The sequence below is a fragment of the Deltaproteobacteria bacterium genome (assembly GCA_020845895.1).
Classification (GTDB): domain Bacteria; phylum Lernaellota; class Lernaellaia; order JACKCT01; family JACKCT01; genus JADLEX01.
The window spans coordinates 18,462-42,192 of sequence record JADLEX010000143.1; the positions used below are offsets into that span (position 1 = coordinate 18,462).

19 protein-coding genes are annotated in these 23,731 nt (G+C 65.4%); 4 read left to right on the forward strand and 15 right to left on the reverse strand.

Going from position 1 to position 23,731, the window contains the following annotated elements; translation table 11 throughout:
* Positions 1-42 precede the first annotated feature (42 nt).
* Positions 43-1,203 (forward strand): ATP-grasp domain-containing protein, encoded by a 1,161-nt coding sequence (locus IT350_19425; protein ID MCC6160232.1) that lies wholly within the window; start codon positions 43-45, stop codon positions 1,201-1,203.
* Here the strand turns inward: IT350_19425 and hydE are convergent.
* The 15 genes from hydE to IT350_19500 form a co-directional block, all read right to left on the reverse strand.
* Complete coding sequence (hydE, locus tag IT350_19430) at positions 1,200-2,273, reverse strand: [FeFe] hydrogenase H-cluster radical SAM maturase HydE (GenBank protein ID MCC6160233.1); 1,074 nt, start codon at positions 2,271-2,273, stop codon at positions 1,200-1,202. The two genes, IT350_19425 and hydE, sit on opposite strands and share 4 nt — an antisense overlap.
* Positions 2,266-3,504: a [FeFe] hydrogenase H-cluster maturation GTPase HydF gene (hydF, locus tag IT350_19435; protein MCC6160234.1), complete on the reverse strand. Its 1,239-nt coding sequence runs from the start codon at positions 3,502-3,504 to the stop codon at positions 2,266-2,268. The genes hydE and hydF overlap by 8 nt, the downstream gene beginning before the upstream one ends.
* On the reverse strand, positions 3,501-4,916 hold the full coding sequence (locus tag IT350_19440; GenBank protein ID MCC6160235.1) for an aspartate ammonia-lyase: 1,416 nt from the start codon (positions 4,914-4,916) through the stop codon (positions 3,501-3,503). Before IT350_19440 ends, hydF begins: the two co-directional genes overlap by 4 nt.
* A gap of 7 nt (positions 4,917-4,923) precedes the next feature.
* Positions 4,924-6,330 (reverse strand): [FeFe] hydrogenase H-cluster radical SAM maturase HydG, encoded by a 1,407-nt coding sequence (gene hydG, locus IT350_19445; GenBank protein ID MCC6160236.1) that lies wholly within the window; start codon positions 6,328-6,330, stop codon positions 4,924-4,926.
* A gap of 9 nt (positions 6,331-6,339) precedes the next feature.
* The gene (locus tag IT350_19450; protein ID MCC6160237.1) at positions 6,340-7,845 is read right to left on the reverse strand and encodes a response regulator; all 1,506 of its coding nucleotides are present in this window, start codon (positions 7,843-7,845) and stop codon (positions 6,340-6,342) included.
* Positions 7,842-8,261 carry a response regulator gene (locus IT350_19455; protein ID MCC6160238.1) on the reverse strand — a complete coding sequence of 140 codons (420 nt, stop codon included), beginning with the start codon at positions 8,259-8,261 and terminating at the stop codon, positions 7,842-7,844. Before IT350_19455 ends, IT350_19450 begins: the two co-directional genes overlap by 4 nt.
* A 16-nt stretch (positions 8,262-8,277) precedes the next feature.
* Entirely contained in the window at positions 8,278-10,362 is a 2,085-nt protein-coding gene (locus tag IT350_19460) for a 4Fe-4S binding protein (protein MCC6160239.1), read from the reverse strand.
* 226 nt (positions 10,363-10,588) lie between these two features.
* Positions 10,589-12,361, reverse strand: coding sequence for an iron hydrogenase small subunit (locus IT350_19465; protein MCC6160240.1), 1,773 nt, complete (start codon positions 12,359-12,361; stop codon positions 10,589-10,591).
* Between the two features lie 14 nt (positions 12,362-12,375).
* A complete protein-coding gene (nuoF, locus tag IT350_19470; GenBank protein MCC6160241.1) occupies positions 12,376-15,423 on the reverse strand; it encodes an NADH-quinone oxidoreductase subunit NuoF in 3,048 nt (1,015 codons plus the stop codon).
* Positions 15,424-15,435: 12 nt separating this feature from the next.
* Entirely contained in the window at positions 15,436-15,807 is a 372-nt protein-coding gene (locus IT350_19475) for a (2Fe-2S) ferredoxin domain-containing protein (GenBank protein MCC6160242.1), read from the reverse strand.
* Positions 15,792-16,355 carry an NAD(P)H-dependent oxidoreductase subunit E gene (locus IT350_19480; protein MCC6160243.1) on the reverse strand — a complete coding sequence of 188 codons (564 nt, stop codon included), beginning with the start codon at positions 16,353-16,355 and terminating at the stop codon, positions 15,792-15,794. Before IT350_19480 ends, IT350_19475 begins: the two co-directional genes overlap by 16 nt.
* A gap of 124 nt (positions 16,356-16,479) precedes the next feature.
* Complete coding sequence (locus IT350_19485) at positions 16,480-17,022, reverse strand: ATP-binding protein (GenBank protein MCC6160244.1); 543 nt, start codon at positions 17,020-17,022, stop codon at positions 16,480-16,482.
* Positions 17,015-17,749: a PHP domain-containing protein gene (locus IT350_19490; GenBank protein ID MCC6160245.1), complete on the reverse strand. Its 735-nt coding sequence runs from the start codon at positions 17,747-17,749 to the stop codon at positions 17,015-17,017. Before IT350_19490 ends, IT350_19485 begins: the two co-directional genes overlap by 8 nt.
* Positions 17,746-18,099, reverse strand: coding sequence for a serine kinase (locus IT350_19495; GenBank protein MCC6160246.1), 354 nt, complete (start codon positions 18,097-18,099; stop codon positions 17,746-17,748). Before IT350_19495 ends, IT350_19490 begins: the two co-directional genes overlap by 4 nt.
* Positions 18,096-19,781, reverse strand: coding sequence for an ATP-binding protein (locus tag IT350_19500; protein MCC6160247.1), 1,686 nt, complete (start codon positions 19,779-19,781; stop codon positions 18,096-18,098). Before IT350_19500 ends, IT350_19495 begins: the two co-directional genes overlap by 4 nt.
* Before the next feature lie 532 nt (positions 19,782-20,313).
* Here IT350_19500 and IT350_19505 point away from each other — a divergent pair.
* From IT350_19505 to ccsA, 3 genes are read left to right on the forward strand one after another with little or no spacing between them, the layout of a single operon-like run.
* Entirely contained in the window at positions 20,314-21,651 is a 1,338-nt protein-coding gene (locus IT350_19505) for a cytochrome c biogenesis protein ResB (GenBank protein ID MCC6160248.1), read from the forward strand.
* Positions 21,652-21,673: 22 nt separating this feature from the next.
* Positions 21,674-22,369, forward strand: a complete 696-nt coding sequence (locus IT350_19510) for a DUF2155 domain-containing protein (GenBank protein MCC6160249.1) — start codon at positions 21,674-21,676, stop codon at positions 22,367-22,369.
* A gap of 12 nt (positions 22,370-22,381) precedes the next feature.
* Positions 22,382-23,710 carry a cytochrome c biogenesis protein CcsA gene (gene ccsA, locus IT350_19515; GenBank protein MCC6160250.1) on the forward strand — a complete coding sequence of 443 codons (1,329 nt, stop codon included), beginning with the start codon at positions 22,382-22,384 and terminating at the stop codon, positions 23,708-23,710.
* The last annotated feature ends 21 nt before the right edge of the window (positions 23,711-23,731 follow it).

Consider the following 23,731-nt stretch of genomic DNA (forward strand, 5'->3'; position numbering starts at 1 on the left):
GCGCGAATCGCCATAATTTTTCTTTTTCGTGTGGGGTGTGCCATGAATCTGGTCTTTGTCTCACCGCATTTCCCGCCGCAGTACCACCTGTTCTGCGTCGCGGCGCGGCGGCGGGGTATCAACGTGGTGGGTGTCGGCGATGCGCCGTTCGAGTCGTTGCGCGCGGAGCTGGCTGCGGCGCTCGCGGAGTACGTCTACGTCTCCGACATGAACGACGACGACGCGATGATCCGCGCAATGGGCTACATGACGTCCCGCCACGGCAAGATCGACCGGATCGATTCCCTCAACGAACACTGGCTGGAGGTCGAGGCGCGCCTGCGCGAAAACTTCAACGTCTTCGGACAGAAGCCTGCCGACACCGCGCGAAACCGCAGCAAGTCGGCGATGCGCGAGGTCTTCCGCGCCGCGGGCGTGCCCTGCACCGAGGGGACCGCGTTCACCACCGCGGCTCAGGCGACGGTTTTCGCGAAGCAGCACGGCTATCCGCTCGTCATCAAGCCCGACACGGGCGTGGGCGCGGCGAAGACGTACAAAGTGCGCAACGCGGCAGAACTCGACGCCGCGCTCGCCGACAACCTCGACGGCTACGTCATCGAGAAATTTGCGACGGGCAAGCTCGGCAGCTTCGACGGACTGGTCGATCGCGACGGGCGCATCGTGATTTGCATCTCGAACATCTACAGCTCGGGCATCATGGAGATCGTGAACGAGCGTCGCCCCCTGCACTATTACACGCGCCGCGAGATCCCCGCGAAACTGGAAGACTACGGAAAACGCGTGATCGCCGCGTTCGGCATCCGCGAGCGGTTCTTTCACATCGAGTTTTTCGAGACCGACGACGACTTCGTCGCGCTCGAGGTCAACGTGCGTCCGCCGGGCGGATTCACGACCGACATGATGAACTACGCCATTGAAGGCGACATCTATGACCTGTGGGCACGCGTCTTGTCGGAAGGCACGATTCCCGATTTCACGTACGAACGACGTTATCATGTCATGTACGTGGGGCGTCGGCGCGGCGCACCGCATCGGTTCATCGCCGAAGAGATCCGCGTCGCGCTCGGCGACCGGTTCATTCTCTACCGGGAGATGCCCGACGCGTTTGCGGGCGCGATGGGAGACGAGATGTTTCTGCTGCGCGATTCCTCGCTCGAACCCTTGCTCGAAGCCGAGCGGATGATTCAGGAGACGGCCCCCTAGCGTCGTCGCCACGCGGGCGCCGCGCCGGGTCCTTCGCCCACCTCGCGCCCGATCGCCCGGATCCGGGCGACGAGTTGCGCGTTGAAATCGACCGGGTCCTCGGAAATGCACGATTTCGCCGGATAGATCTCGTAGAGACTGCGATAACGAAACGGCGTCAGATTCGGCATGACGATATTGGCGCCGCGCGCAAGGCCGAGTTCGCGACCCTGCTCCGGTGCGAGCGTGGCGAGCGCCGTAGTGCTGGGGATGTTGGCATCCGGGCATGCGAGGCGCGCGAGTGCCACGACCTTGCACGTCATCTCTTTCGTCGCGGGGACCTGCTCGCCGACGGGCAGCGACGCGATCTCGCCTCGGCCCATCGGCGTGGCCGGATGCGCGAGAAACGGGCCCACTCCGATCATGTCGAGGTCGAGTTCGCGGAACGTCATCACGTCGTCGGCGAGACTGGCGTACGACTGGCCGGGAATGCCCACCATCACACCGCCGCCGATCTCGAAACCCATCCTTCTCAGCTCCCGAAGCCTCTGGACACGATCGCCGGCGACATGCACGCGACCCGGGTGGATCCTCGCGAACAGCGCGCGATCGGACGTCTCGAAACGCAAAAGATAACGGTCCGCGCCCGCGTTTTTCCATGCGAGGATTTCGTCGTCGTCTCGTTCGCCCAGCGAAAGCGTCACGGCGAGGCCCGTTTCGCTTTTCACTCGCCGGATCAAATCGCACACGCTGTCCCGGGTCCAACCCGGGTCTTCTCCTGCCTGCACAACCAGCGTGCCGTATCCGCGACGCACCGCTTCGTGAGCGCATTCGAGGACTTCCGACATGGTGAGCCGGTATCGGACGAGTTCACGATGGCCCGCGCGGATACCGCAGTATAGACACTGACGCACGCAGTGATTCGAGATTTCCACAAGTCCCCGCAGATGCACGGCGTCGCCGACGTGCTCGCGCCGCATCTCGTCGGCCGCGATCCACAACTCCTCCAGCCGGATCGGGTCGCCTTCGCAAAGCCACGCCTCGATCGACGACCGGTCGGAGAAGTCGATGGGTAGACCCGGCTCACGCATGCGCCGGACTCCTTCCGGCGAAGAACGCCGAACGCGCGCCGGGAAACGGCTCCAGGGCTCGCTCGAAAACGCCGAGGCTGAACGCGATGGCGAGTCCGTAGTTCGTGATCGGTACGCCCGCCGAGCGAGCCCGCCAAATGCGGGAGAGCATCTCGCGGCGATTGAGCATGCACGCGCCGCAATGGATGACGAGCCGATACGGCGAAAGATCGCCCGGGAAGTCGCGTCCCTGCACGGTCTCGAATTCGAGTTTGCCGCCGACGTACTGCGTCAGCCAGCGCGGAAGTTTCACGCGGCCGATGTCCTCGCCGATGGGATGGTGCGTGCACGCCTCGCACACGAGCACGCGATCGCCGACGCGCAGCCGATCGATCGCCGCCGCGCCCTCGATCTGCGTGGTCAGGTCGCCCTTCGCTCGCGCAAAAAGGATCGAAAAGCTCGTCATCGGCGTGCCGGCCGGCGTGTCGCCCGCGACCTTGAGAAACGCCTGCGAATCGGTGACGACGAGCTTCGGCGGCTCGCGTAGTTTCGCGAGCGCGGTGCGCAGTTCGCGCTCCTTGACGACGAGCGCCATCGCGTCACCATCGAGCAGATCGCGGATCGACTGGACCTGCGGCAGGATCAACCGTCCGCGCGGCGCTTCCTTGTCGATCGGAACGACCAGCACCGCGACCTCACCCGGACCGACGAGGTCGGACAGAATCGCCGGTGGATCGACGAAGTCCGCGGGCGCGGCGTCGAGAATCGCCTGCCGAAGCGGCCCAAACCCGTCGCCGCGCGTAGCCGACGTGATTGCGACGCGTGCGCCGCCCGCGCGAAGTCGCTCGACCAGCGATTCATTCGGCGCGGCGAGATCGCATTTGCTGAACACGACGACGATCGGCGCTCCGCGATTCGCAAGTTCGTCGCGCAGCGCCTCCTCGAACGCGCCCCACACGCCGTCGGTGACGATCAGGCCGAGATCCGTACGCTCGAAGACGCGCCGCGTGCGTTTCGCGCGTTCTTCGCCCAGCGATCCCTCGTCGTCGATACCCGCCGTGTCGATGAAGAGCACCGGGCCGAGCGGCAGCAGTTCCATCGGCTTTTCGACGGGATCGGTCGTCGTTCCCGCGATCGGCGACACGAGCGAGACATCCTGACGGGTGATCGCATTGAGCAGACTCGATTTGCCGACATTGCGCCGCCCGAAAATCCCGATGTGCAGGCGAAGGCTTTTCGGCGCGGTCGTCACGGGATCACTCCGCCCGGCGCGCCGAGCCGGCAGACGGACTCGGGCGAAATGAGCGCGTCGTACTCGGCATCGGTCATCAACGCGCGCTCGCGCACAATCTCCCGTACCGACACGCCCCGCGAGGTCGCGGCGGCGGCGATGTCGCTCGCGGCCTCATACCCGATGCTCGCGACCAAGGCCGTCGCGCAGGCGACCGAGCCCTCGACATGCGCCCGGCAAACGTCCTCGCGCGCAACGATCCCGCGCACGCACCGCGTCGCCAGTGCGTGGGCGGCGTGCGTGAGCAGATCGATCGTTTCGAGCAGCGCGTCCGCGACGAGCGGCAAAAATGCGTTGAGTTCCAGATTCCCGGCGGCGCAGGCATGCGTCACCGCCGCATCGTTCGCGATCGCTCGCATCGCCGCGACTGCGACCGCCTCGGGAATCACCGGGTTGATCTTTCCCGGCATGATCGACGAACCGGCCTGCATCGGCGGGAGCGTGATCTCCCCCAACCCGGCGGCCGGACCCGACGACATCAACCGCAGGTCGTTCGCAATCTTCAGCAGATTCGTCGCACAGGCTTTGAGGATGCCCGAGACCTCGACAAAGGCGTCGGCGTTCTGCGTCGCCTCGACCAGGTTCTCCGCGCGGGCCAGGCCGAAACCCGTGATCTCGCGCAGCTCATCGGTCGCGCGAAAGATGAACGCGCGCGGTGCGGCGATGCCCGTACCGATCGCCGTTCCGCCGAGGTTCACGACGCGGAGACGCTCCTCGCACTTCGACACGCGCCAGCGGTCACGGTTGAACGCCTCCGCGTACGCGCCCATTTCGCGGCCAAGCGTCGTGAGCACGGCGTCCTGCAACTGCGTGCGGCCCACCTTCACGACGTGGGCGAAGCGTTTCTCCGCGTCCTGAAACGACTCCTGCAAATCGACCAGCGCGCGTTCGAGCGCGCGCAGCCGGTCGATCGCCGCGACGCGCAGCGCCGTCGGATAGGTGTCGTTGGTCGATTGATGCAGGTTCACGTCGTTCGTCGGGCTGACGCGACCGTAGTCGGCCAAGGATCTGCCGAGAATTTGCAGGGCGCGATTGGCGATCACCTCGTTCACGTTCATGTTCGTGCTGGTGCCCGCACCGCCCTGCAGCGCGTCCACGACGATCCACGCGTCGAGCTCGCCGGCCGCCATCTCCCCGCACGCCCGCCCGATCGCGTCGGCTTTTTCGGTGTCGTCGCCCCATGCGCTGAGACGGCGATTTGTTTGCGCGCACGCGAGCTTCACCTGCCCGTAGGCGTGGATGAGCGCGGGATGCACCGGTCGATTCGCGATCGGAAAATTCTCCAGCGCCCGCAACGTGTGGATGCCCCACAGCGCGTCCGCCGGAACATCACGTTCGCCCAGCAGATCCCGTTCTTTTCGCGTCGCGCCCATGTTTCGCCTAGCAGAAGACGTCGCGCTTGCCGTCACGAACCTTTTGCATCATGTGCACGGCGGCGTTTCGCGGCTTCGGGTCCATGTGTTCGAGCGCGGCGGCGATGGTTGCTTCGCCCGCCGCGCGACATTCGTCGGATGCGTAATCCGTCAGGTATTCAACAAAAGTCGAGAGTGCATTGGGATCGCAGTGGTGCTTGATCTCGCCGGGTTTCGCGAGATCCATGAAATCAGCGCCGGTGCGCCCGAGCCGGTAGCACGCCGTGCAGAACGACGGAATGAATCCGAGATTCGCGAGGTCGCGCACGACCTCGTCGAGCGTGCGGTGATCGCCGAGCTGAAACTGCTCGGCGCACTCGTCCTCCGATGCGTATCCGCCCGGATTAGTTCGGCTGCCCGCCGAAATCTGCGAAACGCCGAGCGCGAAGGTTTCGCGCCGAATCTCGGCGGTCTCGCGCGTGGACATGATGAGACCCGTGTACGGAACCGCGAGACGCAGGATGGCGACGATCTTTCGGAAGTCCGCATCGCTGACGGGCATGGGCGGATGCTCGGCGATATCGGCTCCGGTCGCGGGTTCCAGACGCGGTACGCTGATCGTGTGCGGCCCGACTCCGAAGCGCGCTTCGAGATGGCGGATGTGCTGCAGGAGCGCGAGCAGTTCGAATCGCCAGTCGGCGAGCCCGAACAGCACGCCGATGCCGACATCGTCGATGCCGGCCGTCATTGCGCGGTCCATGGCCGTGATGCGCCAGTCGTAGTCGCGCTTGCGGCCCGCCGCGTGGACGCGGGCGTAGGTCTCGCGGTGATAGGTTTCCTGAAAGAGCTGATAGGTGCCGATCCCCGAGCCGTGGAGCTGCGCGAACTCGCCGATCGTCAGCGGCGCGATGTTTACATTGATTCGGCGGATCTCCCCCCGCCCACTCTTCGTCGCGTAGATCGTCGCGATCGAGTCGAGAACGTATTGAAATCCCTGCTTCGGATACGACTCGCCCGCGACGAGCAGCACGCGCTTGTGCCCGTCGTCGATGAGCGCACGGACTTCCGCGGCGATCTCCTCCTGCGTCAGCGCGCGCCGGGCGAGCGACTTGTTGCGCACGCGAAACCCGCAGTAAAGGCAGTCGTTGGAACATAGGTTGGAGACGTAGAGCGGCGCGAACATCACGATGCGCCGACCGTAGATCGTCTCCTTGACCTCGCGGGCCGCCGCAAACAACTCGCCGACCAGCTCCGGATCGCTGATCGCGGCCAGCACGGCAATGTCCGCGGCGTCGAGACCCTTCATCAGTCGGGCTTTGGCGATCACCTCGCGCACACGAGACGCGTCGCGGGAGGACGCCTCTTTCAGGGTGTTCCAGATCATCTGTTCGTCGATGGGAACCTCGAACGGCGAGGTAGCTTCATTCGCGGACATCGAAAGACCTCAATTCGCCCCGGTGGGCTCCGCCCGCTCGGCGGGTTCGCGCGGCAGCACGACCGTAAACGTCGAGCCCTTCCCCGGTTCGCTCGATACGCGGACCGAGCCCTGATGCAGCGCGACGAGACGCTTCACGAGCGACAACCCCAGCCCCGTTCCCGGGACCTTGGCGGTAAATTTGTTGGAGACCCGATAGAACTCCTCGAAAATCTTGGCCTGCTCCTCGGCGCTCATGCCGATGCCGGTATCGCGGATCGCGACGACCACCTCGCCCGCGCGCCCTTCGCCGCGCACGCTCGCGCGGCCCCCTTCGGGGGTGTACTTCACCGCGTTGTCGATCAGGTTGTTGAAAACCGAAAACAGCGCCTCGCGGTCGGCCAGAATCGGCGGCGATCCGGCGAGCGCCTCGATATCGAGTTCGAGATCGATCCGCCGCTCCGCCGCGCGGTCGCGGCAGGCGTCGAGCGCATCGCGCACCACGCCGGAGATATCGGTTGGAACGCGGCGGATCGCGAAGTGGCCCGTCTCCATCGCGGACAGGTTCATGAGTTCGTTGACCAGCACGCGCAGGGTCTTCGCGCGGTCGCGGCACCTCGTGAGGACATCCGTTTTCTTCGTCTCGTCTACGTTTGCGGCGCCGGACAGCAAAATGTTCAGGTAGCCTTCGATGACGCCGAGCGGCCGCTTCACCTCGTGAGCGACCATCGAAACGAACATCGACTTGGCGGTTTCGAGTTTCTTCATCTCGGTGATGTCGGCCAGAATCGCCACCGCGCCTGTCGCCCCGCGCCCTTCCTCCAGCACCGGACTGACGGTGACCAGAAACGTCCCCGCCTCGACGCGGAGTTCGCGCGTGACGACGTGCGGCAGGTCGCCACCCTCTGCGGCGTCGCGCAGCCACTCGGCCAGCGCATCACAGCCGAGCGCCTCCGTTCGGATCGGCGGTTCGGCTCCGGAAATTGACGGAAGAGCCTGCGTCGCCGCGGCATTCCACATGACGACCTGCCCCTCGCGGTTGGCGACAATCACGCCGTCGGACAGGCACTGCAAAATCGTGCGGGACTTGCCGCGCTCCGAAGCGACCTCGAGCAGGCGATCCTCGCGCTCCTGACGCAGCCGTCGCGCCTCGATGCGCAGTTGACGCTTTTCGAGCATGTTGCGAAGGGGCAGCAGCAACTCGCCGGGCGTAAAGGGTTTGGGAATGTAGCCGTCGGCGCCGCGCTGCGTCGCCTCGACCGCCGTTTCGATGGTCGCATAAGCGGTCATGACCAGCAGAACCATGTCCTCGTCGCGGGCGCGAAGCGCCTCGATCAGCTCGACGCCGCCCATGCGCGGCATTTTGAGATCGACGACCGCCGCGTCGTAATCGCGCCGCGCATCGTAGCGTTCGAGTCCGTCCAGTCCGTCGCACGCGGTTTCCGCCTCGAAGCCTTCCGCCTGCAGGATCTTCCGGCAGCCCTCGCGCAAGCCGACTTCGTCATCCACGACCAGAATTCGCGGCACGACCGTCATGACGCGCCCCCCGCCGGTGTCGCCGCGCCCAGCAACTCGCGCACCTTGGCGAGCAACGCGTCGTGATCCGCCGGTTTGTCGAAGTAGGCGTTGACGGCCATGGCGGCGAGATCGGCCTCGGACTTCGGCCGGAAGTCGAACCCCGGTCGCGCCGCGACCGCGGTCACGAGAATTACGGGGATTCCGGACGTGGCGGGGTCGCTCTTGAGTGCCCGGGCCAGCGAGAACCCGGAGTCGAGATGACCCATCATGAGGTCGGTGACGATGAGGTCCGGTCGAGCGGCCGACATCGCCGCGATCGCCTTCTCGGGGTCGTCGAAAGTCCGTACGGCGTAGCCACCCGACGTCAGGACGACTTCGTGGATCTCCAGCACATCGTGGTCGTCGTCAACGACGAAGATGAGCGGTTTCTTCATGTTCACGGCATCTCCTCTAGTTCACCAAGCCGACGGCTTGCTCGATGGTCGTGCCCTCGACCGGCAGCGTGATGCGAAACGTCGTGCCGCGTCCGACGGCGCTGTCCACGGTGATGTCGCCCGAGTGCATCTTCACGACGCCGTAGGCGATCGCGAGACCGAGCCCCGTCCCTTTCCCCATCGCCTTCGTCGTGAAAAACGGCTCGAATATCTTGGAGAGATTCTCCGTCGGGATGCCGCAGCCCGTGTCCTGCACCTCGATCCGCACCGAGCGGCCGTTCGCCGCCGCGCGCATCGTGACCGATCCACCCCGCGCAGTCGCATCGACGGCGTTCTGCACGAGGTTGACGAGCATCTGCTTCACCTGCGCCACGTCGAGGCATACCGGCCCGAGATCGGGTTCGACCTCGGATCGTAGTTCGATGCCCGCTTCGCTCGCCGCCGGGGACTCGATCGAGATAATGTCCTCGATCACCTCGCGCAGGTCGGCGCGGGACTTCGAGACGCGGGACTGGCGCGCGAAGTCGAGCAGTCCGCGCACGATCGTCTTGCAGCGCGTGGCCTCGCGAACGATCATCTCCAGGTCTTCTTTCGCGCCGGTATTCTGTTCGAGTTGTTTGAGCAGCACGTGCGAGTAGAGCAGGATGCTGCCCAGCGGGTTGTTGATTTCGTGCGCCACGCCGGCCGAAAGCTGCCCCATCGACGCGAGTTTTTCCGTCTGCACCAGCCGCTCCTGCGCGTCGGCGAGTTCCATGTACGTGCTTTGCAGCCGCACGCACGTCGCCTCGAGTTCCTCGATCAGGTACGGCAGGCACATTTCGGCCTCGGCGAGACCCTGACAAACGGCAATCGCCTTGTCGCGGCATGTCGGATATCCGCACGCCCCGCAGTTGAGGTGATCCTCGGGCTTCGTCTTGCGCATGGCCTCGAGGGCGGCCTGGATCTCCTCCGCCGACGGCTGCGCCAGTTGGATCTCCTCGTGGTGATAGGTGCGTTCCGTGGAAATCCGATGGACGCGCTGCAAGGCGCGCTCCGCCTCTTCCGGGCTCACGTACGCGCGGCGTTCCTTGACGTACTCGGCCAGAATCTGCTTGCGCGCATAAACGCTGAGATCACCGGGCATCGCCGGACCGCTGACGCACCCCTCGCAGAACAGGACGTCGAGAAAACGCGCCTGATGGCGACCCGCGGCGAGCTCCTCGACCGCCGAGATCACGCGCTCCTTGCCGTCCACGCACAGGATGTTGTCCTGCAAAACGTCGTTGGGAAGTCCCGCCGTTCGCAGCAGACCACCCGACAACGCGAACGCGCGGCCGACGATGCACGGCGGGCTGTCGAAGGTGCTCTTCTCCAGATCCTGGGCGCGCAGACCGTCCTCGTCGATCATGTTTTTCAGTTCGACGAAGGTGAGCACCTCGTCGATCTCGCCCGCGATTTCCTCATCTCGGATCTCGCTCTTTTTCGCTACGCACGGTCCGATGAACACGACGCGCGCGCGCGCGCCGAACTTCGCGCGGATCACTCGTGCGGTCGCCACCATCGGCGATACCGCGGGCGCGAGCGCGCTGACGAGATTGGGGACGTATTTTCGCACGTACGAGACGACCGCCGGACACGCCGTGGAGATCACCGCCTCGCGGTCGCCGTTCAGCACCTGCTCGTACAACTCGCGATACGAGCGGCTGACCATCTCCGCGCCGAACGCGGCCTCCCAGACCTGCGTGAAGCCGAGACGGCGAATCGCGGTGACGACGCGCCCGGGGGTCATCTGGTCAAACGCCTCCGGGTACGAGGGCATGTAACACCACGAATAGACGTGGTGCATCGGGACCGCCGTGTCGAACGCCGCGGGGAATGACGGCGCGACGACGGCGAAGACCGGTTCCGATCCCGCGAGCAGCGCCCGCACCGCCTCGACACTGCTCTCAATCTGCTTCGCCCGTTGGCCGCAGACCTTGACGCAGTTGCCGCACGCGATGCAGCGGTCGGCGAGCACCTTGGCCTGGCCGTACTCGACCTTGATCGCCTTGGCGGGGCATTCGCGCACGCAGCTGTAGCAGCGGCGGCAGCGCTCGGGGATCGTCGTGATGATCGAATTCATCGCACAACCAAGGTTTCATCGGGCCGGGCCCAAATCGGCCCGGCACCACGCGCATGAGAGTATGCCACATCACGCGAAACGGGAACGTCCCGTGGCTCACCACTCGGGTCGAATCCCGCCGCGCGACGCCTCTTCTCACCCATGTTTCCGTCGTTTTTCATCCTGACCTTCGCGCGGAGCCGAACGCCTCACCACGAACGGCGTCCGGCTCCGCCACCGATATTTCCTAAACGCTCGTCCGCGTCACGTACTTCGTGTGCAGCAGCTCATGGGACCGATGTCCCAGGGGCTTCTCCAGAAATTCCTTGTAGAGTTTCGCGACGTCGGGGTTTTCGTGCGACTTGCGCAGGCGCTTTCCCTCGTCTTCGCGATAGATCGCCGCGATTCGCGCGAGGCGCACCGAGTCGTCGGTGAAGCGGGGTTGCCCGCCGCCGCCGATGCACCCGCCGGGGCAGGTCATCACTTCGATGAAGTGATACGACTTCTTTCCGGACTTCACCGCCTCGATCACGTCGCGCGCGTTGTGCAGTCCATGCGCGACCGCGACCTTGAGTTCCGCGCCTTCCAGAAAACTCCACTCGGGTTTGACGCTGGTCACGGGAATCGACGCCTCCTTGACGCCTTCGAGCCCGGCGACCGGTCTCACGTGCAGGTTGTCGCCCGGCATCTCTCGCCCCGTGACGATCTCGTACGCGGTGCGCAGCGCCGCTTCCATGACGCCGCCCGTGTTGGCGAAGATGTCCGCCGCTCCGCTGGAGACGCCGAGCGGATTGTCCATCTCGCTGTCCGGCAGCGACACGAAGTCGATCCCGGCCTCGCGGATCATGCGGATCAGTTCGCGCGTCGTGAGCACCACGTCCACGTCGCGCGCGCCGCTGGCCGCCATCTCCGGCCGCTGCGCCTCGAATTTCTTCGCGGTGCACGGCATGATCGACACGACGAACATCTCCTCGGCCTTCTTGCCGACGCGGTCCGCGTAGTAGGTCTTCGCGACCGCACCGAACATCTGCTGCGGCGACTTGCACGTCGAGATATTGGGCAGGATCTCGGGATAGAAGTGCTCGGCGAACTTGATCCAGCCCGGCGAGCAGCTCGTGAACATCGGCAGCGCCACGTCGCCCTTGTCCACCAGCGCCGTTTTCAGCCGGGTCAGCAGCTCGGTGCCCTCTTCCAGAATCGTCAGGTCGGCCGTGAAGTTGGTGTCGAAGACCGCCGCGAAACCCAATCGACGCAGCGCGGTCACCATCTTGCCCGTGACCAGCGTTCCCGGCGGCAGGCCGAAGCCCTCGCCCAGCGCCGCGCGAATGGCGGGCGCCGTCTGCACGACGACGTGCTTCGTCGGATCGGAGAGGGCAGCGAAGACCTCGTCGATCTGATCGCGCTCACAGATCGCGCCCACCGGGCAGACCGCCGCGCACTGGCCGCACTGCACGCACACGACCTCGGACAGGTTCGCGCCGAACGCCGGGCCGATAATCGTGTCGAAACCGCGCTCTTGCGGGAACAGCGCGCCCACGCCCTGCGTCTCGTTGCACACGGTGACGCAGCGGCGGCATTTGATGCACTTGCCCGTCTCGCGCACGAGCGCGGGCGTGGATTCGTCGAATACCGAGTGCGGCTTCGCGCCCGCGTAGCGAACCTCGCGCACACCCATTTCATAGGCGAGGCGCTGCAATTCGCAGTCGTCGGCGCGCAGACACGTACGGCAATCGCCCTCGTGCTCGGAGAGCAGCAGTTCCACCACGGTGCGCCGCGCGAGTCGCACCCGCGCGGTATTCGTTTTCACCTTCATCCCCGGTGTCGCCGGCATCGAGCACGACGCGGCGAGCCCGCGCGCGCCCTCGACTTCGACCAGGCAGACGCGGCACGCGCCCATGCCGGGATGGCCTTCGAGATGACACAGCGTCGGCACCCGCACGCCCGCCGCGCGGCACGCGTCCAGGACGGACGCGCCCTCGGGGACGGCGACGGGAACCTCGTTGATCGTCAGATTCAGCATCTTTTCGGTCCTCCTCAGGCGCAGCGGAAGTCGCAGCGCAGGCAGCGCCGGGCTTCCCGCAGGGCCTCGGTCTCGGTCCAGGGTTGTTCGACTTCGCGGAAGTTGTGCATACGCAGTTCGGCCGGCAGCGTCCGGATCGGCGCCCGCGGAACCAGAATCGGGTCCGCGTCGGGATCGAACGCCGTGTCCACCTGCGTGCGGAGGCGCCAGAAGGCGTTCTCCTTCCCGGTGAACATGCGATCGATGCCCACCGCCGCACGTTCGCCTCCGCCGACCGCCTCGGCGACCGACGAGGGTCCGACGACCGCGTCGCCGCCCGAGAACAGCCACGGAATTGTGGTTCGGCCCGTGATCGGGTCCGCGACGATGAAGTGGTTGTCGCGCAGGCGCAATTCGCCGTTCACGCCGAGGAACGACGGATCGAGCGTCTGCCCCACGGCGGCGATCACGAGGTCGCCTTCGATCACGAACTCGCCGCCGGGTGTCGCCACCGGGCGTCGTCGCCCGCTGCGGTCGAACGCGCCGAGCGACATCTGCTGCGCGCGCACGCCGCACACGCGGCCGTTCTGCGTGAGAACTTCGACCGGCGCGACGAGGAACTTCATCCGCACACCCTCGCGCTCGGCTTCCTCGACCTCCTCGGCATACGCCGGCATCTCCTCGCGGGTGCGTCGGTACAGGAGCGTCACGTTCTGCGCGCCCAAGCGCACCGCCGTGCGCGCCGCGTCCACCGCGGCGTTGCCGCCGCCGATGACGAGCACGCGCTCGCCCTTGGCCGCCGTTCCGCGCAGGTTGTACTCGCGCAGGTAATCGAGCGCCTCCACAATGCCCTCGGCCTCGTCGCCGGGCACGCCGAGCCGCTGGCCCGAGGGCGCGCCGACGCCGAGAAACACCGCCTCATAACCCTGGCCACGCAGGTCGGGCAGCGTGAAGTCGCGTCCCAACCGCTGGCTGTAACGCAGTTCGACGCCGATCCGTTCGATCATCGAGACCTCGCGGTCCACGATCTCGCGCGGCAGACGGTACGCCGGAATGGCCTGCACGAGCATGCCGCCCGCGCGGGGTTCGGATTCGAAGATCGTCGGGCGGTAACCGAGCCGCGCGAGGAAGTATCCGCACGCGAGACCCGACGGACCCGCGCCGACGATGGCGACCTTGCGCTTCGCCGCTTCGTCGTTGATGCGGATCTCCGGCAATTGCCACGTGGTCTCCTGATCGGCCATGAAGCGCTTGAGGCCACGGATGCCGACCGATTCGTCGAGCCCCGAGCGGCGGCACTTGTCTTCGCATGCGTGGAAGCACACCCGGGCGCACACGGCGGCCAGCGGGTTGTTTTCGCGGTGCACGCGCATGGCCTCGGCGTAGCGCGCCTCGCCGATCAGCGAGACGTAGCCGGGCACGTACACGCCCGCGGGACACGCGGTCATGCACGGGGCGCGTGTGAGATCGGCGCAAACGCCCGCGGGACACTTTTTGTCACGGATATGCGCGATGTACTCGTCGCGGAAATGACGCAGCGTCGAGAGCACCGGGTTCGGCGCGGTTTGGCCGAGGCCGCAGAGCGACGTCTCGCGGATCTGCTGACCGAGCTCCATCAGCTTGTCGAGGTCGGCCATCTCGCCCTTGCCCTCGGTGATGCGCGTGACGATCTCGAGCATGCGTTTGGTTCCGACGCGGCACGGCGTGCATTTGCCGCACGACTCTTCCTGCACGAATTCCAGGAAGAACCGCGCGACGTCGACCATGCACGAGTCTTCGTCCATGACGATCAGACCACCCGACCCCATGATCGCGCCGAGTTCCTGCAACGATTCGTAGTCCACCGGCACGTTGAGGTGCTCGCGCGGGATGCATCCGCCGGACGGCCCGCCCATCTGCGCAGCCTTGAACTTCTTGCCGCCCGGGATTCCCCCGCCGACGTCGTAGAGCAATTCGCCGAGGCTCATGCCGATCGGCACCTCGACGAGACCGGTGTTGTTGATGGCCCCCGCGAGCGCGAACACCTTGGTGCCCTTGCTCTTCTCGGTGCCCATCGACGCGTACCAATCCGCGCCCTTGGTCAGGATCATCGGCACGTTGGCGAAGGTCTCGACGTTGTTGAGACACGACGGCTTGCCCCACAGACCCTTGTGCGCGGGATACGGCGGACGCGGCCGCGGCTCGCCGCGCTTGCCCTCGATCGAGGTCATGAGCGCCGTCTCTTCGCCGCACACGAACGCGCCCGAACCCATGCGGATTTCGAGATCGAAGTCGAAACCGCTGCCGAAGACGTTGGTCCCCAGCAGACCCATTTCGCGCGCCTGGCCCATGGCATGCTGCAGGCGCTCGACCGCGAGCGGGTACTCCGCGCGCACGTACACGAACCCATGCCGCGCGCCGATCGCGTACCCGGCGATCATCATGCCTTCGATGATGGAGTGCGGATCGCCTTCGAGCACGCTGCGATCCATGAACGCGCCCGGGTCGCCCTCGTCCGCGTTGCACAGAATGTACTTCTCGTCTCCGGCCGACTTGCGGGTGAGCTCCCACTTCAGACCGGCCGGGAATCCCGCGCCGCCGCGCCCGCGCAGCCCGGAGCGTTTGACCTCGTCGATCACCTGCTCGGGAGTCATCTCGGTGAGCGCGCGCGCCGCGCCCATGTACCCTTCGCGAGCGATGTATTCCTCGATCTTCAGCGGGTCGATCACGCCGCAGTTGCGCAGCACGACCTTGACCTGCCGGCGGAAGAACGTGATGTCGCCCATCTCGCGCTCGGGTTCGTGCGTCTTGCGATCCTGATGCACGAGCCGCTCCACCACGCGACCTTTGAGCAGATGCTCCTCGACGATGTGTTTGGCGTCCTCGGGCTTGACGTTCTGGTAGAATGTGCCCTCGGGGTAGATGACCATCACCGGGCCAACGGCGCAGGGGCCCAGGCACCCGGTTTCGATGACCTTGACCTCTTCGGACAGGTCGAACGCGGCAACGGCCTCGCGCATTGCGGCGCTGACTTCGAGCGCACCGCACGCAATGCAGCCGCCGCCCGCGCAGACCAGACAGTGACTTCTCACGGATTTCGGCATTTTCATGTCCCCCTACGCCTGGACCAGGAATTTGGCGACCGGCTGGCCGTGCACAACATGGCTGCTCACGATCTCGTGCACCCGAAAGCGGTCCAGACGCCCGTAGGTGAACTCGTGGCCGTCCTTGTCCCGAACCGTGAACATCGGCTCCTGATCGCAAAGGCCCAGGCATCCCGATTGACGGACCGTCACGTTGTCCACGTGTTCGGTCTCGAGTTCGTCCATGAGTTTCGCGAGCACGTCCCGCGCGCCCGCGGCGATTCCGCAGGTCCCCATGTGGACGGTGACCTGCATCTCCTTGGTGCCCGCACGCAGTTCCAGATCGCGCTTCGCCGCCTCGCGAAGGCGTTTGAGATCCTCGGGATTCGTCACGCGCTGGCCCATGGCTGACCTCCTTCCGCCTGCTCGGCCTGCCGCCGCGTCGGTTCGCCGCGGAAGCGGGCGAGGATCTCGCCGATGCGTCCCGGCTTCACCCGGTGCAGGACCTCCTGATCGATCATGATGGCGGGCGCGAGTCCGCACGCGCCGAAACACCGGGCGATCTCGAGCGAAAATCGGCGGTTGTCCGTCGTCTGCCCGACGTCGATGCCGAGCTTGGCCTTGAGCGCGTCGAGCACGCCCTTGCCGCCGCGCACGTAGCAGGCCGTTCCGAGGCACACGCGCACAAGGTGCTCGCCGCGTGGAACGGTGGAGAAGAACGAGTAGAACCCCACGACGCCCGCGACCTCGCTGTACGGTTTCTTGAGCGCGAGCGCGATGCGGCGCAGCGCCGATTCGGGCAGATACCCGAACAGCCCCTGCGCGATCTGCAGGACCGGGATCAAGGCTCCCGGTTTGTCCCGATAGTCGGCCAATACCGCGTCGAGTCGGGCAAGAAGCTCGGTCTCGGTCGCGGTCTCGCCGCAGGAACAGGAGTGAACGGTTTCGATCATCGAGGACCTCCCAAAATACGTCCAAAACTCCAGGGCAAAACACCGTGCGCCGACGGCCTCCGAATCCGTCCCCGGACGTTCCGAAACGGGATTCGTGTGCCGGCGGCATGTCCGAAATTCCACGTCATGACCGCATCCCCACACTGGCGAGGGCGATCTTCACTTCCTGCGAAACCTTGCGGGCGACGGTCAGACCGGCCGCCCCGCGTTGGCGGGCGTCGTCCAGATCCTTCACGCGCACCTCGCGTTCGGCTCCTTCGACGAGGAAACGAAGCTGGAGATCCAGATCGGGATTGGTGCATACGACGGACGAAAACGTCGTCGGCAAATCGCCGAGCGGCGCGCGATCGATGTGCGAAAGCTGCATCACGACATCGACGCAAACCCCTCCCAGCGACGACTGTTCAAGCTTCAGGTGACCGCCCGCGCGCTCCGCGGCCCCCGCGAACAGCGCCAGTCCCAGACCGACCCTTTTGCCGGGCTTGGTCGTGTAAAAGGGATCGAGCGCCTGCTCGGGAGTGACCCCGAGGCCCGCGCCGTTGTCCTCGATGCGAACTTCGAGCAGATCCCGCGACGGCGACTCGTTCACCGTCACGCGCACGACCGAGGCGCGGGCGTTGATGCTGTTCTCGATCAGATCGAGGATGTGCAGGGCGATCTCAACCAATTCTCCACCCCCGCCCGCCTTCGCCGTGAAGCGCCCCGAGCAGTTCCGCAAAAACCGGCACCTCGAGCGTCCAGACGGTCCGCGCATCGCCGATTTCGTCGAGGCTGTGCGCGTCCGATGCCGTCACGATGGGCTTCCCCGGCTTCTGGAGATCAGCGGCCCTCCCGTGCTTGGCGCCCGCCGCGGAAACTTCGATCGCATCGAACTCCACGTCTTCGGGCCAGATCCCCAGCTGGCTGAGCACGGAAAACGAGCGCCGGTCGGCATGGGCCGCGATGGCGATGCCTTCGTTCGCCCGTATGAGGCCCACCGCGTGGCCGAGCGACAGGGCGCACGCCGACTCGTACGCCGAGTCCGGACGCTCGACGACCGATCCGAGCGCGTCCACGACCTCGGGCGGTCGCAGCGCCCCGCGCAGGCCGCTTCGCGCCGGCAGCGTCGCGCGAACGACCGCCGCCACCGCGTCGGCCGCGGCGTCGTCGCCGAACCAGCCGAGCACGTGCACTTCCTCGACGGTCGTGATCTCGATCCCCGCGATCACGATCAGATCCCCCGCCGCCGACTCTCGAACCGCGCCGATATTCGCCGTCGCGTTGTGATCGCAGATCGCGATCATCGCGACCCCGCGCGCGAGCGCCGCCTCGACGATCGCCGGCGGGCGCATCGCCGCGTCCGCGCAGGGCGACAGCACGGTGTGGATATGCAGATCGGCGGCGAAGTCCTTCACGCGCGTCGTCCCCGAATGCCGAGTTCGTAGAGCCGTCCGACGAGGTCGAACGCGGGCTCGTTCGCGAGCCACAGAGGCACGCCCTCGGCGCTCGCGCGTTCGATCACATCGGCATCCGGACGACGCCCGCCCGCGAGAATCACCCCCGCGAGACCGGCGTGCAGCGCCACGGCCACCATGTTCAGGTGCGCCTGGATCGTCACGAGCACGCCGCCTTCGGGCGCGTGCGCGAGCACGTCGGACAGCAGATCCGAAACATAGCCGTACCCGATGTCCCGCTCCGCCTCGACCGCGAGCCGGGGCGTGAGGCATTCGAGCTTCAGCGTGGTCGCCAATTCCGCGAGTGTCATGACTTCACCTCTCGATAGGGGCACTGCCCGGCCGGCGCGCGGCCCAGCACGATGTCCTCTGCGTACGTGGAACAATCCGGCGCGCCGCATTGCGCGCAATCGCGACCCGGCAGGATCTTCGTCGTCCGGTCGATCTCGGCGAATTTGCGCATGGCAACCGCCATGTCGGGGTCGAGACGCAGCGCGGCGCGCGGCGCGACCGGCGATTCACGCCGCACGGCCTTCGCATCGTTCGATATGTCGCCGTTGGGGCGCCGTGATGCTCTGCGCGACGAGATCCATGGGTTCTCGGCGAGAAGCGGCGAGCCGCGGCAGCCGCCGTCGCACAGATAGAGTTCGAGCACGCGGCACGGATCGAGACGTCCGTCTTCCAGTCGATCCAGAATTTCGAGGACGTGCCGGGCGCCCCATGCGACGAAGACGCCGTCGCGGCCCCGGTCCGTCCCGGCTTCGCCGTCTTCGCCCGCATTCCCCGCTTTCGGCATCGCGGGACGGACTTTCCGGATCACCTCGTCGATGGCGACGCAAGCGATGAGCCCCGTGGGATCGGCGTTTTGCGCGGCGGCGCGCTGCGCCGGGCACATCACCGCGACGAGCGAACCCGCGCCCGCCTCGAACGCCGCGGCTTCGATCGGCGACCGGAATGGAGACAGGTTTGCGACGAGCGAGGGGAAGCGCGTCGCGACGAGATCGGCGATCGCCGAACACTGGGCGGAGATCACCGGCGCGTTTTCGGAAGCGGCCTCCCGCTCCGCATCGCGAAGCGTTTCAGTCCAGCCGTCGGTCCACATCGCGCGCGCGGCGAACGATGACGACACCGCGTCGTCGATTCCGCAATGCTCCGCGCAACGCCCGAACTGCGTGCGCAGTTCCGCCGGCAGCACGGCGATGCGGCCATCCGCGGCGACCGGCTCGCCGACCTCGACCTCGATCGCCTTCGGTCGGCACGCGCGAACGCACTCGGCGCAATCGACGCACAGGTGCGCGAGCACGCTCGGGCTACCGTCGCGAACGCGCATGGCGGTCGTCGGGCACGCGATCACGCAGGCCATGCACGAGGTGCACCGCTCAGCACGCAGGCGCAGATGATGGCGGAAGTACCCTTCGGGCGACGTGGGTGAAACACGAATCGCAAAACGCAGCCGGGTCCCCTGCCCGATGCGCGTGTCGAGTTGGAATGTGTCGCTCATGCGGCGGATGTTCGGCAGCCCCAAGCCCGCGCCGAATCCGAGTTGACGCGCCTTTTCGGGCGCGGTGGACCACCCTTCCGTGAGCGCGCGGGAAACGTCGGGGATCCCGGGGCCTTCGTCCGAGATCTCGACCGTGATGCGGTCGGCGTCGATGGCCGCGTCCATCCGACCGCATCGGGCATGGATGATGACGTTCATCTCGGCCTCGTACGTCGCGATCACGGCCCGACGTACGGCGGAGGGATCGGCGCCCGAACGTTGCAGCAGAGCCTTGAGCCGTCGCGACGCCTCGCCGCCGTGCTCGAAGTCTCCGCCACCGATCGGGACCGACAGGGCGTTCACGCCGCTTCTCCTCCGAGGACGGTTTCCACGAGTGGAGTCAGCCGTTTCGCGGCATCGGCGGGCGCCAGAGAAGACCGCGCAACAATCATCCCCGCAGCCCGAGCCGCGTCGATCAATCGGCTGTCGGTTACGAGCGTTCCGAGAACGCATAGCGCGGGCGAGTCGAGCAGTTCGGCGAGACGAACCAGATGCGGGCCGGAGAGCCGCGTGACGATCAATGCCCTCGGCGACGCCCATTGGAGCAGCTCGCTCATGCGGTCACCCACATAGACGATGTCGATGGGCAGATCGGCTTTTTCGGGACCGTCCTCGATGACCAATACGGCGTCGAGTACACGCAGGATTTCGCCCAGGGTCGTCGGCATGGCGCTCACCTCCGGTTCGGACATGAGCAAACCCCGTGCCCTCGCGACCGATCGAGCGTACCGAAAATTTTCCCGATGAATTACGGGGTTATGCACGCGGTCGTCGATCAGAGCCGGAACGCCGCGAGAAGGTGCGTGCACAAGTCTCCCGTGGGTGAACGGCGCACGAAGCTTCCGGAGATCGGTGTGTTCTTGTCCTGTTTTCGCGGGCTTTGTTCGGGGTTGGCGATGCATCTCACGGCGACGGCGCTTGATCCACGGGCGGGCTTGTGTTAGCGGAGTTGCGATTTGATTTTTTCCTTGCCGATGGAGTGCTGTTGAATTCCCTGAAGTCCGATTCGGAAGCTCGCGGAGGCTGGCTCGGCTTTCTCTCCGGCAACCAACTCGCGATCTACACGCTGATCGCCATCGGCGTCCTCGCGCTCGTCGGAACGATCCTGCCCCAGCGCGGTCCCGGGCTTTCCGAAGAGCAGTTTCAGGCGCTCGCGAATGCGCCTGGAGTGAAGGGGCTGGCACACCAGATCGGTTTCTATGACATCTTTCACAGCGTGTGGTTTTACGCGCTCATCATGATCCTGTGCGTCAATCTCGTGTTGTGTACGACGTTCAACTTCAAGCGCGTGTACCGCACCAGCGGCGCCAAGCACGCCGTCGTGGGTCCGGGGCTCTTCGATCAACTCGACGAACTGCGCCGCTTCAAGTCGCGTAGCGTCAAGGCAGAGTCCGTCGAGGCCGCCGTTCGGCCGCAGATCAAGACCGACAACAACGGCCAGTGGTTCTACCGAGAATCGGGGACATCGCACCGCTACGGCGCAATCGTCACGCACATCTCCATCATTCTGATGGCCGTCGGCGCGGTCTATGGCAGTCTCGTCGGCATCGACGGTTCGATGCTCGTCGCGGAGAAGGATACGAACAACACGATCGAATTGCGTCGTGGGGGCGAGATCAAGCTGCCGTTTACGGTTCGCTGCAACGACTTCGAGGTCGAATACTACGAGGGCGGCCGTCAACCCAAGACATTCCGATCGGAATTGACGTTTATCCCCGCCGCCGGCGCGCCGGTCGACACGAAGATCGAGGTCAACCAACCCGCCGCGTTTGGGGGATATCGGTTTTTCCAATCGTCCTACGGCCAGACCCCGCCCAAGGTGCAGCTCGTCGCGACTCGACGCTCTGACGGGACGAAGCTCCCGTTGCGGCCCGCATCGCTGCGCCAGTGGGTCGATGTCGAGAACCACATTCACGTCGCGATCAAGGACGTCGATCCGAACAAGTTCAACGCGGGATTGGCCGCCCTGGTCGTCGAGGAAGACCACAAGACGCCGCCGAAGGAGTTCTGGATCTTCCGCGAAAACCCGACGTTCGACGATTCGCGTGCGGGCGATTACACGTATTCGCTCACGGCTTATGAGTCGGGCGGGTGGTATACGGGCCTTATGGTCACGCGTAATCCCGGTCTCGCCGTTTTCTGGCTCGGGTGCGCACTCGGCGGCGTGGGGCTTTTCCTCGCGTTTTTCGTGCCCCACAAGCGTCTTGTGGTGCACGTGCTCAATGATCAGATCACGGTCGGCTACAGCGATTCCCGCGCGGGCGACGTTCCCAAGCGCGAAGCCGATCGATGGGTCGAAGAACTCAAGGGTCGTACATCCTGACGTGTCGCGAAGGAGATCTGCCATGAAGTCCTGGAAAATCGTCCTGATGACCATCGCGGTCTGCGCACTGATCCTGTCGGTCGGCTGCAAGAGCGCATCCGAGACGCCGAAACCCGCGGACGACCCGCACGCCGGGCACGACCACGGCGACGGCAAGTCGGACCCGGATGGGAAAATGCCGGCGATGCCGCCGGAACATCCGCCGATGGACAAATCCATGGGCGGAGCCATGGGCGGCGCGATGGGCAAGCCCATGATGCCCGAGGGCGGCCACCAGATCGTGGTTCCCGACGACGTGAAGGCGAAGTTCAAGTCGGTCAAACTGAATTTCGGAAAAAAGGGCGAGCAACCGACCGCCGTCGAGGCCAAGGTCGGCGAGGAAACCAAGCTCGGCGATTCGGGTCTGACCGTGTTCGTCGAAGCGTTCCTGCCCGCGTTCTACATGGACTCCACGCGCATTTCGTCCATCTCGACCGAACTGACGAATCCGGCCGTTCGGGTCGCCATCAAGGAAAAAGGACAAGAGATCCACAAAGGCTGGCTGTTTGCGAAGATGCCGACCGTTCACCCCTTCGAGCACGCGACGTACACCTTGACCCTCGTCGAGGGCGTGGCCGATCCCAACGCTCCCAAATCCGCCGCGCCGCCGGCGCCCGAAGCGCCCGCTCCGGCAGCGCCGACCGCACCGCCGACCGCACCGCCCGCCACGAACGGCTGAGGAAACATCGAGATGGGGAACTTCATCCGTTCCATGATGGACGCGCTGGCGTCCGGGTCCGCCGAAGGCGTTTCGATCGGGTTTTTCGATCTGTCGTTCCTGATCTTCGTGATCTCGACGATCGGCTACCTGCTCTATTTGATGAAACGCACCAACGGCCCGTGGATCGTCGGCTTCGGAGCGCTCGCCGTCGGATGCGTCACCATGACGGTCGCGTTGATCGTGCGCTGGATCGCCGCGGGCATCGATCATCCGCCCTGGACCAATCTGTATGAGTCGCTCGTCTTCTTCTCCTGGGGCATGGTCGTCTCGTACGGCGTGATGGAGATGAAGTATCGCGTCAAGATCGTCGGCGCGTTCGTCGTGCCGCTGGTCATGATCGCAATGGGCATGGCGTCGCTGTCCGGCAACAAGGAAATCACGCCGCTCATGCCCGCGCTGAAAAGCGTGTGGCTTCACTTCCACGTCTTCGGCGCGGCCATTTCGTATTCGCTGTTCATCGTCGCGTTCGCGTTCGCGGTGCTCTACCTCTACCGCGACAATCTGGCCCTGCCCTTCTTTCACGCCGCGTCGTCGGTGGCGAACATTCTCGCCCTCGTCGCCGTGACCAAGGGACAGGTCTTCATGATGCGCTACCCGCTCACGAAGTCCGTCTTCATGAACGGCAAGTGGTATAAGGACATGGTGCCCGGATCGGACCCGCCGATTTGGATCGACATGGAACTCCCCGGGCTCGGCGCATTCGCGTTTGTCGTGTTTGTGCTCTTCGCGGTGTCCGCCGCGATCGCGTTCGCCAAGCGCGACGACGCGACCGATAAGGGCAAGCGTTTCGTCTTCGCGGCCCACCTGTTTCCGACGATCCTGCTGACGATCGTCGTCGGTCAGATCCTGTATCAGTCGGGACGCTTTCCCGACTTCACGATCAGCAACAACGTTTACTCCTTCGCACTGGTCGCCACGACATGGTTTTTCTCGCTGACCGTGCTGATTCTGCACTCCGCGAAATCGGCCATCGTCGAGCACCTGCCGAAGCCCAAGGACCTCGACAACATCGCGTACAAGGCGATCATCGTCGCCTTTCCGTTGCTTTCCTTCGTCATCATCTCGGGCGCGATCTGGGCGAATAACGCCTGGGGACGTTACTGGGGCTGGGACCCCAAGGAGACGGCGTCGCTCGTGACGTGGGTCGTGTACCTGCTCTATCTGCACACGCGCGTCACCAAAGGCTGGGTTGGACGCAAGACGGCCTACATCGCCATCATCGGATTCGCGAGCGTGGTCTTCACCTACCTCGGCGTGAATCTTGTTCTGTCCGGCCTGCATTCCTACGCGACCGGCTGACAAACCCGCATCACACCAAAT

Excerpts from the sequence above, each read along its gene's own strand:
- IT350_19500 (MCC6160247.1), bottom strand. The coding sequence starts at position 19,781 with ATGCGTTCTCGGAACGCTCGTAACCGACAGCCGATTGATCGACGCGGC.
- IT350_19450 (MCC6160237.1), bottom strand. The coding sequence starts at position 7,845 with ATGACGGTCGTGCCGCGAATTCTGGTCGTGGATGACGAAGTCGGCTTG.
- IT350_19495 (MCC6160246.1), bottom strand. The coding sequence starts at position 18,099 with ATGACACTCGCGGAATTGGCGACCACGCTGAAGCTCGAATGCCTCACG.
- IT350_19455 (MCC6160238.1), bottom strand. The coding sequence starts at position 8,261 with ATGAAGAAACCGCTCATCTTCGTCGTTGACGACGACCACGATGTGCTG.
- IT350_19480 (MCC6160243.1), bottom strand. The coding sequence starts at position 16,355 with ATGATCGAAACCGTTCACTCCTGTTCCTGCGGCGAGACCGCGACCGAG.
- IT350_19440 (MCC6160235.1), bottom strand. The coding sequence starts at position 4,916 with ATGGGCGCGACGCGAAAAGAACGGGATCTGCTGGGCGAACGTGATGTT.
- hydE (MCC6160233.1), bottom strand. The coding sequence starts at position 2,273 with ATGCGTGAGCCGGGTCTACCCATCGACTTCTCCGACCGGTCGTCGATC.
- ccsA (MCC6160250.1), top strand. The coding sequence starts at position 22,382 with ATGGGGAACTTCATCCGTTCCATGATGGACGCGCTGGCGTCCGGGTCC.
- IT350_19465 (MCC6160240.1), bottom strand. The coding sequence starts at position 12,361 with ATGCTGAATCTGACGATCAACGAGGTTCCCGTCGCCGTCCCCGAGGGC.
- IT350_19425 (MCC6160232.1), top strand. The coding sequence starts at position 43 with ATGAATCTGGTCTTTGTCTCACCGCATTTCCCGCCGCAGTACCACCTG.
- nuoF (MCC6160241.1), bottom strand. The coding sequence starts at position 15,423 with ATGCCGAAATCCGTGAGAAGTCACTGTCTGGTCTGCGCGGGCGGCGGC.
- IT350_19510 (MCC6160249.1), top strand. The coding sequence starts at position 21,674 with ATGAAGTCCTGGAAAATCGTCCTGATGACCATCGCGGTCTGCGCACTG.
- hydG (MCC6160236.1), bottom strand. The coding sequence starts at position 6,330 with ATGTCCGCGAATGAAGCTACCTCGCCGTTCGAGGTTCCCATCGACGAA.
- IT350_19460 (MCC6160239.1), bottom strand. The coding sequence starts at position 10,362 with ATGAATTCGATCATCACGACGATCCCCGAGCGCTGCCGCCGCTGCTAC.
- IT350_19475 (MCC6160242.1), bottom strand. The coding sequence starts at position 15,807 with ATGGGCCAGCGCGTGACGAATCCCGAGGATCTCAAACGCCTTCGCGAG.